Here is a 12,358-nt window from a genome sequence, read left to right as displayed (position 1 = left end):
TTAAGATGGACGCATGGGCCGATGGGAACCGGGAGCGCGCGAACGCCTCGTCATGGCGGCCGTCGACCTGTTCGCCGAGCAGGGCTATGACGCCACGACGGTCGCGCAGATCGCCGAGCGCGCCGGGCTCACCAAGAGCACCTTCTTCCGGTACTTCCCCGACAAGCGTGAGCTGCTGGTCGCCGGCCAGGAGACGCTGAGCCGGCTGCTGAGCGAGGGCATCGCCGAAGCGCCCGGCGACGCGAGCCCGCTGGACGCGGTCGCCGCCGGCCTCGTCCGCGCGTCGACCGCGATGGGCCCGATGAACCGCGAGATCGCCCCGCGGCTGAAGGCGGCCGTCGCCGCCAGCGCCGAGCTTCAAGAGCGTGACGCCCTGAAGAGCGTCAGCCTGGCGGCCGCCATGACCGCCGCCCTCGTCGCCCGGGGGGTGTCCGACGCGACCGCCGCGCTGGCCGGCGAGCTCGGCGTCCTCGCCTTCAAGCGGGGGTACGTCGAGTGGGCCGACGGCGACCGGGTCTCCGAGGACGGGTTCGCCGTCCACCTTCTTCGGGCGCTCGACGAGCTGCGTGCGGCGAGCGCGTCGCTGGGCTGAGCCGCCCCCTTTTCCGGCCGGGCAAGGGGTTTTTGCCTGGGCATGCCCCGGCGAGCGGAACATTTCTCCAAAATGTTGGTAAAATTTTCACGTGACCGGTGTCACAAGTGGTTCCCTCTGTTAGGTAACTTTCCTAACTAACGACGGAGGGTCCCCGCCCATGTCATCCCGCAAGCGCTTCGCCGTGGTAGCCGCCGCGGCTCTGACGCTCATCGCGCCGCCGCTCGGTGTGAAGGCCGCCGACGCGGCCACGACGACCACGGCTTCCCCGGCCACGGCAGACAAGACGTACACGGCGGCCGAGGTGCTGGCCGGCGTCAAGAAGAACAGCACGACCGCGAACAAGGTCAACTCCAAGCCCCACATCAACACCATGACGCGGTCCCAGAACGTCAACGTGTTCCAGGTGTCGTCGGGCGTTTACGCGTACAGCTCGGGCCTGGCCGTCGACGACGACGGCAGTGACCCCGACTCCGACCCCGACCACCAGGACGAGACGACTTTCCAGGACAGCAACGGCAAGCAGCTGGCCGCGCACCACGTCCCGTTCTACGTGCTGGGTGACGACTGCTACGACCGCAAGAGCCCGTGCCCGCACTTCTTCTACAAGGAGCACGGGATCAAGGGCCGCCAGTTCGCGCTGATGTTCTACAAGAGCAAGGTGATCGGCGCGATCTTCGGCGACACCCAGACCGGCAACGACCAGACCACTTCGGACAACGACTCCCGCGAACTCGGCGAGGCGTCGGTGAAGGCGGCCTCGTCGCTCGGCATTCCCAGCAGCGGCACCACCGGCGGCGTCGACAACGGCGTGACCGTGGTGATCTTCTCCGGCTCTTCCTGGGTCGTGAACGGCGCGAACTCCGCCCTGAACGCCAACGCCCAGGCCTTGGTGCAGAAGGCGTTGGACAGCCTCGGTACCAGCATGGGTATCTGAGTACTCAGGCCGGCCACCGGGTGCGCGTCCGGCACCCGGTGGCCGGTCAAGGCCCACCCATCAACGAGTACGACACATAACAACCCGCGGACGCTTCGACCAGGCGCAGTTCGGCTCGCGACGAACAGAACGGCCGCGCCCGATCGGCGGCGGTCTTCTCCGCCTCGCACCAGTCCGCACCCGCACAGGTGAGCCGGTTCCCGCGCACCAGGCGAGGGAAGCCCCGATGTCGGCGCTGATCAAGTGCTCGGTGAGTAGGTCCCGGGAGAATGCGCTCGCGCCTTCGGAGGCTTTAGGCCCCGGCGCCCCCATCAACCGGCAGGATCGCGCCCGTCACGAACGACGCGCGGTCCGACAACAGCCACGCCGCCGCCTCGGCGATCTCGTGCGGGTCGGCCATCCGGCCGAGCGGGGTCGACGAGCTGATCCGCGCCACGACGCCGGGCGTCGCGGCCTCCCAGGTGTCGATCATCTCCGTGGCCGTGCCGCCCGGGGTGATGCCGTTGACGCGGATCCCCTCCGGCGCCCAGGACACCGCCGCAGTCTCGGTGAGGCTGTTGAGCGCCCGCTTCATCGCGCCGTAGGCGGGCAGCGCGGGGTTTGCGCGGCGGCTGCCGATGCTGGAGGTGTTGACGATCGCGCCGCCGCCGGTGCGGCGCATGAGCTCGGCCTCGGCGTTCATCGCCGTCCAGTGCGCGCGGAAGTTCACCGCGAACTGCTCGTCCACGTCCTCATCGTCGGTGGTGTCGAGTGGACCGGGCCGGCGCTGGATGGCCGCGCCGTTGTTGAACGCGCCGTCGAGCCGGCCGTGGAGCTCCTCGACGCGGGCGACCGCCGCGCGCACGCTCGCCCGGTCGGCGAGGTCCATCGTGACGGCGTCGGCGGTGCCGCCGTCGCCGCGGATCTCGGTGACGATCCCGTCGAGGGCGTCGGCGCCGCGGGAGGCGATTAGGACGGCGGCGCCCTCGCGGGCGAAGAGCCGGGCCGCGGCCGCGCCGATCCCGCGGGAAGCGCCGGTGATGAAGACGACCTTGCCCGTGAGCAGGCCGAGAGCAGTGGTGTTCGTGGTCATGGCTCCAGTTTCGGAGCGGTCGCCGGCCCGAGACAGGCACAGGGTGTACCAGGCTGCGCCCCCGCGCGGCGCGCATACTCGGAGTATGGACAAGCGCGAGCTCGGCACGTTCCTCCGCAGCCGCCGGGAACGGCTCCGGCCGGAGGACGCCGGGCTGCCGTCGGGCCCGCGCCGCCGGACGCCCGGGCTGCGCCGCGAGGAGGTCGCTGTCCTCGCGCACATCTCCACCGAGTACTACGTCCGCCTCGAACAGGGCCGCGCGCCGCGGCCGTCGGGCGAGGTCCTCGCCGGGATCGCGGCCGCCCTGCTGCTCACCGACGCCGAATCGGACCACCTGCACGTCCTCGCGGGCACCTCACCCAACCGCACCGGGCTGCACCGCCGCGACGTCCGGCCGAGCATCCTCACGCTCCTCGAGCGGCTCCCGCAGACCGCCGGGTTCGTGACGTCGGCGACGTTCGAGGTGCTGGCGTGGAACGACCTCGCGGCCGCGCTCATGGAGGACTTCGGCAAGCTGCCCGTGGCGGAGCGCAACCTCGCCCGCCGCGCGTTCCTGCGCCCGGCGACCACGCTCTACGGCGTTTCCGACGCCGCCGAGTTCCGCCACCACGTCGTCATGGCGCTGCGGGCCACGCTCGCCCGCTACCCGGCGGACCCGGCGGTGACCGGCCTGGTCGAGGAGCTGCGCGACGGCAGCCCCGAGTTCGCCCGGCTGTGGGAGCGCCACGACGTGCGGGCCGCGCCGATGCTCACGAAGACCTTCCACCACCCGGTCGTCGGGGACGTCACCGTCGACTGCGACTCGCTCGCGCTCACCGACCGCGACCAGCACCTCGTGCTCTACACCGCGGCGGCGGGCTCCCGCGACGCCGAAGCGCTGGCGCTGTTGAGCGTGCTGGGCACGGAGAGCATCACCGCGGGTTAGCGTCAGGAGCTCGCGGTGTTCGCCTGGAGCGTGAGGTAGACGGCCCGGACGGCCAGGGTGCGCTCGATCTCGTCGATGATCGGGGCGAAGAACTGCTTGCGGTGCTCGCTGTCGCTCATCGACGTGACCGCGAAGTACATGCTGCCGAACCCGGCGAGCAGGGTGGCGTTGCGGAGCAGGGCGACCGGGACGCCGGGCAGCAGCGGCGAGATCGCCGGTGTCGTGCCGATCCACTGTTCGGCCGCGGCGGGGGTCACGATGATCACGCCGAGCAGGACGAAGAAGGCGAACAGGGCGAGACCGATGACCGCGGCCTGGACGAGCTGGCGGGTGGCGAGCATCAGCAGCAGGTTGCGCTTCTGACGTCCGTTGAGGCTGACCGCGCGGACGGGCCCGTCGATCGTGACGGCGGCGAGCGGGGTGCCGGCGCAGGCGGCGGTCAGCATAGCCGGGCTGAAGTCCTGTTCGACCCGGCCGATCTCCTCGCGGAGGCGAGCCGCGGCGGCGAGGACGGTGACCGCGCCGAAGAGGGCGACCACCAGGGTGAGGCGCCACCACGCGAGCTGGTTCATCAGCTGCCACAGCTCGCCGGTGAAGAAGAGGAACAGGGTGACGAAGAGCAGGACCGGCAGGGCCCGGCCGAGGACCTGCACGCTGTTGCGGAGGTCCGTGACCGCCTGCTTGATGCCCTGGCGCACGAGGGTGCCGAAGCCGTAGACGGTGGCGACCCAGGTGGCCGCGAAGACGGCGGCGAAGAACAGGAGGAAGGCCAGAACGCCCAGCGCGCGGGCGCCGGGGAGGGTGATGGCGCCGTCGAAGGCGAGCTGCAGCAGCGGGACGGCGACCGGCATCGCGGCGTAGGTGATCAGGATGACGACGGTCGTGGCGCGGGAGAAGCGGGGGAGGCGCCGGACGAACAGGGAGATCGTCACCCACGCCGCGAGGGTCACCGCCACGACGACGCCGAGCAGCACCCACCGGCCCGAGCCGGCCGTCTTCAGCGGGACGAGCCAGGCGAGGCTGGCCAGGGTGACGAAGACGAGCACGGGCAGCATCCGGGGGAGAACGTGCTCGGTGAAGCCGTACCCGGCGATCATCGTCGGGGTCCCGCGCCGGAGGAACCAGCGTTCGGTCCGCTGGACTCTCGCCCGGGGTGATGAGGTCGGCATGGGTAGATGATTCCCGGCGGTCCCGGCCCGGGTCCGGTCGGCCCGGTCAAGGTGGCCCTCCCAGTACCTGTATCAGCAGGATCTCCCGGACGTCCAGGACGCCTGTCAGTCTGTAATTCAGCGGCACCGGGAAAGAGAGGACAAATACCCATGGCGGACAACAAGTCCACCACTCACGAAGAGCTTTTCGATCTGAGCGGGAAACACGCACTTGTCACCGGCGGCACCAAGGGCATCGGGATGATGATAGCGCGCGGTCTTCTTCAGGCGGGCGCGCGCGTGATGATCAGCTCACGCAACGCGGAAACGTGCGAGGAGGCGCAGAACCTGCTGTCCGAGTTCGGCGACGTCCGGGCAATTCCCGCCGACCTGTCCAGCCACGACGAGTGCCGGCGCCTCGCTGATCTCGTCCAGGCCGACTCGGGACACCTGGACATCCTGGTCAACAACGCGGGAGCGATGTGGCGCGAGCCGCTGGAGACGTTCCCGGCCGAGGCCTGGGACACGGTGCTCGACCTCAACCTCAAGTCGCCGTTCTGGCTGGTGCAGGCGCTGCTGCCCGCACTTCGCAAGGCGGGCACGGCCGATGATCCCGCGCGGGTCATCAACATCGGGAGTATCGCCGGCATCCACGTCGCCGAGTCGCCGAACTATTCGTACGCCAGCAGCAAAGCGGGACTCCACCAGCTCACCAGGGTGCTGGCCAGGGAACTGGGCCCGCAGCACGTCACGGTGAACGCGGTAGCCCCAGGACCGTTCCCGTCGCACATGATGGCGTCCACACTCGACGCGATCGGCGACACGATCGCGGCGAAGGCCCCGCTGCGCCGGCTCGGCCGCGACGACGACATGGCGGGCATCGCGGTGTTCCTGGCCAGCCGGGCCGGGTCCTACCTTACGGGCACGATCATCCCGAGCGACGGCGGCATCGCCACCACCGCAACAGGGACCTAGCCGGCCACCCACGAAGCCAACAGGGCCAGACCGTCCGCGGTCGCCGTGCCCGCGGGTGCGGTGTAGACGTTCAGGTGCAAGCCGGGGTCGGTGGGCAGCTCCATCGTCTCGACGTCCAGGTCGAGCCGGCCGACCACCGGATGGTGCACACGCTTGCGTCCGGACCGGTGGAGCTGAACGTCCTGAGTGGCCCACCGCCGCCGAAACAGCTCACTGCGCGTCGACAACTCACCGACCAGGGCGATCAGTTCCTCATCGTGCGGATCGCGCCCGGCTTCCATGCGGAGCTTCGCGGCCACAATGCAGGTGATTTCGTCATAGTCGACGAAGAATTGTTCAGCCGCTTCGGGATCCAGATACACGAATCGCGCGGTGTTCGCCGGCCGTCGTGTGTCGGCCAGCATCGGTGAATACAGCGCGCGAGAAAGGTGATTCGTGGCCAGCACGTCATAACGCCCATTACAAATCCACGCCGGCGCATCGGTGACGGCGTCGAGCACCCGCTGAAGCGCCGGACGCACGGTCACGCTGGCCCGCCGGCGAGCGCTCGGCGCCCTGGACTGCCGGGCGAGGTGGAACAGGTGATCACGCTCGGCCTCGTCGAGTTGCAGGGCCGAGGCCAGGGCGTCGAGCACCCCGTCGGAGGCGCCGGCGAGGCTGCCGCGCTCCATCCGCACGTAGTAGTCGACCGACACCCCGGCCAGGAGGGCCACCTCTTCCCGACGCAGCCCTTCAACCCGGCGGTTGCCACCATAGGCGGGCAGCCCGGCCCGCTCAGGCGCGATCCGCGCGCGACGCGAGCGCAGGAACTCCTTGATCTCGGTGCGCAGATCGATCTTGACCATCTCATCACCGTAGGCGCTGTCGACGGGCGAAGGGAGGTACTGCCGGTACCCCCGTTGATCTGGGAACTTCGCCGCCTGACAGCGGACCAGGTCCGGCAGGTCGTTCGGAAAGCCGGTTCGATCGCGGACGGTGTGGAGCCGTCGGGTGATCATCCGGCTCACGTGATCCAGGACCGATCCGCGCGGCCGCCGGCTCCGAACCCCTGCGCGGGCGGCGACGGTGGGTGAGAATGACCGAGGTGCGGGTGGACAGCGGCGACACGGCGCGGTCGCTCGCGGCCAGCGTGCTGCGCGGGCTCGACGAGCTGACCGACCTCCTGGTCTCCGTGATCGGCGACCAGAACCCCGGGTACCGCCTGGTCGACGTCGTGCCGCGGGACGACCTGTGGCACTCGTGCCACGACAACCTCCGGCGGGTGCTGCAGCTCATCGGGCACCCCGGCGACGCCGGCGACTTCTACGACGCGGCTCGCGCGACCGGACGCCGCCGTGCCGAGCAGCAGCTGCCGCTCGATGACGTGCTGCGGTCCTTCCGGCTCGGCGGGCGGCTGGTCTGGCAGGCCCTGACCGACCAGGCCCGGGCCACCGGAGAGGTGAACAACGAGGCGATGCTCGACCTCGCGACCCGGGTGTGGGAGGTCGTCGACGCGATCTCGGCCCAGGTCGCGCAGGCCTATCACGCGGCCGAGCGCAGTCTGGTGCGCGCGGACGAGCAACGACGCGCGTCGTTGTGGGAAGGACTGCTGCAGGGGCGAGCCGCCGACGCCGGATTCGCCTACGAGGCCGGCCGCACCCTCCGCCTGCCGATCTCCGGGCCCTACGTCGTGGTCGCGGCCGCGGGTCCCGGGGGCGACGACTGCGTCGAACCGCTGGCTGTCGCGCTCGAGAAGCTGGGCTCGGCGTCGGCCTGGCAGTTGCGCGCCGACGTGCTCGTCGGCCTGGTTTCGCTGCCCGGCCGCGACGTCGCGAAGGCCACGAAGGCCATCGGGTCCGTGCTGGCCACCGCGGCCGGCGTCTCCTTGGTCGTCGACGGGCTCGCCGCCGTGCACACCGCCTACCGCCAAGCGGTCCTGGCGATGCGGACCGTGCCGCCGGGCCGGACCAGCGTCGTCTGCCTGGCCGAACGCTTGCCCGAAGCCTTGCTGCTCAGCTCACCGGAACTGACCGATTCGCTGCTGCAGACCCGGTTGGGTGGCCTGCTGGACCTGGGCGGGGACGAACGCGGTCTCCTGCTGGAGACCCTCGCGACCTGGGTGGGCACCGGCGGGTCGGCGACACGCTCGGGGCAGGCGCTGCACTGCCACCGCAACACGGTGCTGAACCGGATCCACCGGATCGAAGGACTGATCGAGCAGCGGCTCACGGGCGGCGAAGTGCCGCTGGAGCTGTCTCTGATCGTGCGCGCGCTGCCGTTCCTCCCGCCACCGCGCGTGCCCTGACGGGCGCGGGCTGTGCACGGTGCACAACGGCACTAGGCCAAACGTAGGCACTCGGGGCATTCTTTCGGCGGCGTGATCTGTGTAACACTCCGGCCGGCGGCGTCCCAGCCCCGCACTTCTCCGACACCGTTGTTCGAGAGGAACCAGCCGCTCATGGCCCACCATGTCCCCGCCGCGCAGCCACCCGAACCCGAACCACGCAGCTTGGGCCGTCGCCGCTTCCTCGGCTTCGTGCTCGCCGCGCCGACGCTCGCGGTCGCCGCGCAGCTGAGCGCCGCCGAACTCGCGCCGGGGCAGGCCGAGGCGTCGATCCCGTCCCTGCCGCAGCCGGAGGACATCTTCGACCTCGGCGACCTGCAGAACCTCGCCGCCCTCCCGACCTCGGGCCTGGTCACCGTCGGGGTCGGCACCGACGGACGCGCGTCCTTCGCCGTCCCGCGGGCCGAGGTCGGGCAGGGGATGACCACCGCGGTCGCGATGATGATCGCCGAGGAGCTCGACCTGCCGCTGGACCGGATCGACGTCACCCTCGCCGACGCGCGGCCCGAACTGCTGATGAACCAGCTCACCGGCGGGTCGAACTCGATGCGCAGCATCTACACCCCGGTCCGCACCGCGGCCTCGATCGCCCGGCAGCGGCTGCTCGCCGCGGCCGCCGCGCAGTGGGGCGTCCCGGTGTCACAGCTGACGACGTCGGCCGGGACGGTGCGGCACTCGAGTGGCCGGCAGGCCGGGTACGGCTCGCTGTCGAAGGCCGCCGCGTCGGCCACGACGATCAGCGTGGTCGCCACCTTGAAGGCGCGCTCGGAGTTCAAGGTCCTCGGCACCCCGCAGAACCGGGTCGACGCCCACGCCGCGGTCACCGGCCGCAAGCAGTTCACCCTCGACGTCGACGTCCCGGACGCGCTGCCGACCATGGTCGCGCGGCCACCGACGATCAACGGAACGCCGCGGACGATCGCCAACGCCGCCGAGGTCAAGGCGATGCCCGGGATCACCGACGTCGCCGCGATCTCGCACGGCGTCGCGGTGCGCGGCCGCACGTTCGGCCAGTGCATCGACGCGATCCGCGCGCTGAAGGTCACCTGGGGACCGGGCACGGTGGACGGTGAGTCCGACGCGACCGTGCTCAGGAAGCTCAAGGCCGCGCAGCTGCCGATGGCCGTGCCCGGCCTGCTCGACCAGTACATCGACGCGGAGTTCACCTTCGCCGCCGCCAGCAACAGCCCGCTGGAGACCGGCGCCGCGATCGCCGACGTCCGGCCGGACCGCGCGGAGATCTGGTCGTGCCTGAAGGTGCCGATCGTCGCGCAGGAGGACATCGCCAAGCAGCTGGGCCTGCCGCAGGACGCCGTAAAGGTGCATGTGACCCAGGGCGGCGGTTCGTTCGGCCGGCACCTGTTCCACGACGCGGCCGCCGAGGCGGCGGAGGCGTCGCAGAAGATGGGCAAGCCGGTCAAGTTGATGTGGTCGCGCACCGACGACTTCCGCCAGGGCCGCATCCACCCGATGTGCGTGTCGCGGGTACGGGCCACCTACCTGCTGGGCAACGTGATCAGCTTCGAACAGCGGCACACCAGCGTGCAGACGGAGTTCAGCCACGGGCTCGGCGAGATGCTGACGGCCTTCGCGTCGCGGCTGCCGATCGCCGGGAACCTGAGCTTCGCCGAGTCGATCTTCCTGCTGACCCAGTCCTCGCCCTACAACTTCGGCGTGACCACCCAGCTGCTCAACGAGATCCCGCTGAAGTTCAACACCGGCAGCATGCGCAACATCTACTCGCCCAACGTCGTCACCGCCGAAGAGCTCGTCGTCGACCAGCTGGCGAAGAAGTTCGGCAAGGACCCGGTCGTGTTCCGCCGGGAGTTCCTCAAGGACACCCGGCTGCGCGCGGTCCTGGACAAGGCCGCGCAGGTCGGTAACTGGGGCCGGGCGATGCCGGCCGGCACCGCACAGGGAATCGCGCTGCACTCCGAGTACCGCGGCGCGATCGCCGTGCTGGTCGAGATCGACTGCCGCCCCGAGACCGTCAACCGCAAGATCCCGGACGCCGTCACCGGTCCGCGGGTGACGAAGGCGCTCGTCGTGGTCGACCCCGGGTTCGCGATCAACCCGCGCGGCCTGGAGGCGCAGATGATCGGCGGGCTCAACGACGGCATCGCGATGTGCCTGACCTCGAGCGTGCACATCAAGGACGGCATCCCGCTGGAAGGCAGCTGGGACAACTACTTCTACACCCGGGAGTGGAACACCCCGCCCGAGACGCAGGTCGTCGTCATGCCGAACACGTCGACCAGTCCGAGCGGCGCCGGTGAGCTCGCGGTCGCGCCGTCGTTCGCCGCGGTCGCCTGCGCCTACGCCCGGGCGGTGGGCAAGATGCCGACGTCGTTCCCGATCAACCACGGCACGCTGAGCTTCGAGCCGTTGCCGCTGCAGCCGTCCACGCCGCCGTCGCCCACCGACGGCCTCGACCACGCCTACTAGGAGCCAGCCGTGCCGCAACACACGTTCAAGGTCAACGGCCGGCAGGTCACCGTCGACGCCGACGACGATCTCCGGCTCCTCTGGGTTCTCCGTGACCTGCTCGGCATCACCGGTCCGAAGTACGGCTGCGGGCTCGACGTCTGCAAGGCGTGCACCAGCCACATCAACGGGAAGGCGTTCAACCCGTGTTCGGTGCGGGTCGCCGACATCAAGGACACCGACGAGATCACCACGATCGAGGGACTGCCCGCGACCGTCGGGAAGGACCTGCACCCGATGCAGGAGGCGTGGCTGGAGCTGGACGTCGCCCAGTGCGGCTACTGCCAGCCGGGCCAGATCATGGCCGCGGTGGCGAAGGTCAAGCAGGCGACCGCCGCGGGCCACGCGATCACCGACGCCGACCTCGACGAGATCCGCAACATCTGCCGGTGCGGCACCTACGCCAGGATCCGGGAGGCGATCCAGGCGGGGGCGCAGAACATGTAGACAGCTGCTCAGGTGTAGCCGCGTTTGAGCATCATGCCGGCGGCCTTGTCGAACTCGGCGTCGGTCGGGATGGCGAAGCCCAGTGCGTTGGCGTAGCGGGTGATGATGTTGAAGACGGCCGCGACCGCGGCCGCATCGTCGAGTTGCCTCCGGGTGACACCCGCGGCCAGCGCCGCCCGGACTTGGTCGCCCTGCAGTTCATCAGGGCTCACCGTGATGGTTTCCAGAACGGCGAGCGTGGCGCGCAGGGACTCCGAGATGGGCGCGGTGTGGTAGTCGGCGAGGGCCGCGTCGGCCACTGCCTTGTCCATCCCGTGCACCGCGATGGCCCGATGCGCCCCGACGCAGAAGGGACACGCGTTCCACTGGGCGATCATCGCAGCCATCAGTTCCCGTTCCGCCACCGACCACTCGCTCGGTCCGCGCATCACGTCCTGCGTCCATGCGCCGAGGGCCGTGCCGACGAAACCCTTGTGGTAGAAGGCAACCCGGGCCGCGTCCGGGAGACGCGCACCCAGCGCCAGGGAGATGACCCGGATCAGCAGCTTGCTGCGGAGACCGTCACCGCGTTCGACCTCAGGCAGGCGCATCGGTCGCCTCCTCGATGACCCGGGCAGCGGTGTCCCAGCGAGCCAGGCCCGCTCCGACGCAGGCGGACATGACGACCTCGAACGCGGCTTTGTCGCTGCCTGCGGCCTGCCGGACGGCAGCGACCTCGTCGTCGGTCACCCGGTAGGAGGCGGCACCGATCTGCCGGGCCAGGGCGTCGTACGGTTCGGCCACCGGTGGCCCGCCCGCCGCCCGGGCCGCCACCGCGGTCCGGAGCGCGGACTCGGTGACTCCGGTGTTGCTCACCGCTGCGCGCAGTTCTTCCGCTCGATCGCGGTGTGTGCTCATGGGGCCTCTCCGTTGTCGCCAGGATCAGGGGACGGTATCCGCTTCACGCCTCCGCGGCATCCCGTTGCGTCGCGGCGCGGAACCGGTCGAGGTACAGCGGCCAGCCCGAGCCGGAGCCCAGGCTGGTGAAGCTTTCCCACCCTTCGCCGTGCCGGTCGAGGTGGTGGTGTTCGAGGGCGACCCGGGTGCGATCGGCGTCTTCGGCGGCGAACCGGATCTCCACCTCACTGGTGTGGCCGGGATCGGATTCCAGCTGCCAGCGCGGGCTGATGTCCCAGCTGAGGACCAGCCGCTCCGACGGCTCGAAGGCGAGCACCCGCGCCCAGGCGCACCGGCTGCCGTCGGTGCCCACGTCGTAGACGCTGCCGCCGGCCTGGGGCTCGAGAACGGTCCGCTCGATCGGCACCGCGAGCAGGTTGTGCTCGCGCGGCTTGACCTTGTCGAACCGCTCGGTGAACACGCGGAACGCCTGCTCGACGGGAAGGTCGACAACGATGTCGGCCCGAACCGAGGTGGCGGCCGGAGACGTGCTGCTCATGGGTGTGTCCTTTCGGCGAG

13 protein-coding genes are annotated in these 12,358 nt (G+C 70.3%); 7 read left to right on the top strand and 6 right to left on the bottom strand.

All coding sequences use genetic code 11. The features are described from left to right. The first annotated feature begins 13 nt into the window (after nt 1–13). Both ACZ63E_RS17535 and ACZ63E_RS17530 read left to right on the top strand, forming a co-directional pair. Complete coding sequence (locus ACZ63E_RS17535; RefSeq protein WP_465337024.1) at nt 14–592, top strand: TetR/AcrR family transcriptional regulator; 579 nt, start codon at nt 14–16, stop codon at nt 590–592. Nucleotides 593–752: 160 nt separating this feature from the next. Beyond that, on the top strand, nt 753–1,529 hold the full coding sequence (locus tag ACZ63E_RS17530; protein WP_465312566.1) for a glycoside hydrolase family 75 protein: 777 nt from the start codon (nt 753–755) through the stop codon (nt 1,527–1,529). Nucleotides 1,530–1,821: 292 nt separating this feature from the next. Here ACZ63E_RS17530 and ACZ63E_RS17525 read toward each other — a convergent pair whose 3' ends face one another. After that, the gene (locus ACZ63E_RS17525) at nt 1,822–2,601 is read right to left on the bottom strand and encodes an SDR family NAD(P)-dependent oxidoreductase (protein WP_465337023.1); all 780 of its coding nucleotides are present in this window, start codon (nt 2,599–2,601) and stop codon (nt 1,822–1,824) included. An 85-nt stretch (nt 2,602–2,686) separates the two neighbouring features. Between ACZ63E_RS17525 and ACZ63E_RS17520 the strand changes: the two genes are divergently transcribed. Next, nucleotides 2,687–3,526 carry a helix-turn-helix transcriptional regulator gene (locus tag ACZ63E_RS17520; RefSeq protein ID WP_465337022.1) on the top strand — a complete coding sequence of 280 codons (840 nt, stop codon included), beginning with the start codon at nt 2,687–2,689 and terminating at the stop codon, nt 3,524–3,526. A gap of 2 nt (nt 3,527–3,528) precedes the next feature. Here the strand turns inward: ACZ63E_RS17520 and ACZ63E_RS17515 are convergent, their stop codons facing one another. After that, on the bottom strand, nt 3,529–4,695 hold the full coding sequence (locus ACZ63E_RS17515; RefSeq protein WP_465337020.1) for a hypothetical protein: 1,167 nt from the start codon (nt 4,693–4,695) through the stop codon (nt 3,529–3,531). 150 nt (nt 4,696–4,845) lie between these two features. On the opposite strand from ACZ63E_RS17515, the gene ACZ63E_RS17510 reads away from it, so the two are divergent. Beyond that, complete coding sequence (locus ACZ63E_RS17510; protein WP_465337019.1) at nt 4,846–5,649, top strand: SDR family oxidoreductase; 804 nt, start codon at nt 4,846–4,848, stop codon at nt 5,647–5,649. Here ACZ63E_RS17510 and ACZ63E_RS17505 read toward each other — a convergent pair. Next, nucleotides 5,646–6,494 carry a helix-turn-helix transcriptional regulator gene (locus ACZ63E_RS17505; RefSeq protein ID WP_465337470.1) on the bottom strand — a complete coding sequence of 283 codons (849 nt, stop codon included), beginning with the start codon at nt 6,492–6,494 and terminating at the stop codon, nt 5,646–5,648. The two genes, ACZ63E_RS17510 and ACZ63E_RS17505, sit on opposite strands and share 4 nt — an antisense overlap. Before the next feature lie 230 nt (nt 6,495–6,724). Here ACZ63E_RS17505 and ACZ63E_RS17500 point away from each other — a divergent pair, with 230 nt between their 5' ends. The 3 genes from ACZ63E_RS17500 to ACZ63E_RS17490 all read left to right on the top strand — a co-directional run bounded on the left by ACZ63E_RS17500 (nt 6,725) and on the right by ACZ63E_RS17490 (nt 10,903). Continuing rightward, nucleotides 6,725–7,933, top strand: coding sequence for a PucR family transcriptional regulator (locus ACZ63E_RS17500; RefSeq protein ID WP_465337018.1), 1,209 nt, complete (start codon nt 6,725–6,727; stop codon nt 7,931–7,933). Nucleotides 7,934–8,086: 153 nt separating this feature from the next. Further along, nucleotides 8,087–10,417 carry a molybdopterin cofactor-binding domain-containing protein gene (locus ACZ63E_RS17495; RefSeq protein ID WP_465337017.1) on the top strand — a complete coding sequence of 777 codons (2,331 nt, stop codon included), beginning with the start codon at nt 8,087–8,089 and terminating at the stop codon, nt 10,415–10,417. Between the two features lie 9 nt (nt 10,418–10,426). Next, nucleotides 10,427–10,903 carry a (2Fe-2S)-binding protein gene (locus ACZ63E_RS17490; RefSeq protein WP_465337016.1) on the top strand — a complete coding sequence of 159 codons (477 nt, stop codon included), beginning with the start codon at nt 10,427–10,429 and terminating at the stop codon, nt 10,901–10,903. Nucleotides 10,904–10,911: 8 nt separating this feature from the next. Here the strand turns inward: ACZ63E_RS17490 and ACZ63E_RS17485 are convergent, their stop codons facing one another. Genes ACZ63E_RS17485 through ACZ63E_RS17475 form a run of 3 tightly spaced genes read right to left on the bottom strand, consistent with a single transcriptional unit; the run spans nt 10,912 to nt 12,338 of the window. Beyond that, nucleotides 10,912–11,493: a carboxymuconolactone decarboxylase family protein gene (locus ACZ63E_RS17485; protein WP_465337015.1), complete on the bottom strand. Its 582-nt coding sequence runs from the start codon at nt 11,491–11,493 to the stop codon at nt 10,912–10,914. After that, nucleotides 11,480–11,800 carry a hypothetical protein gene (locus ACZ63E_RS17480; RefSeq protein ID WP_465337014.1) on the bottom strand — a complete coding sequence of 107 codons (321 nt, stop codon included), beginning with the start codon at nt 11,798–11,800 and terminating at the stop codon, nt 11,480–11,482. The genes ACZ63E_RS17485 and ACZ63E_RS17480 overlap by 14 nt, the downstream gene beginning before the upstream one ends. 43 nt (nt 11,801–11,843) lie before the next feature. Next, nucleotides 11,844–12,338: an SRPBCC family protein gene (locus tag ACZ63E_RS17475; RefSeq protein WP_465337013.1), complete on the bottom strand. Its 495-nt coding sequence runs from the start codon at nt 12,336–12,338 to the stop codon at nt 11,844–11,846. Nucleotides 12,339–12,358 lie beyond the last annotated feature (20 nt).

It is taken from the genome of Amycolatopsis sp. NPDC104819 (assembly GCF_055583145.1).
Note: the sequence above shows the minus strand (reverse complement) of the source record. Positions and strands in the feature narration are given on the sequence as shown.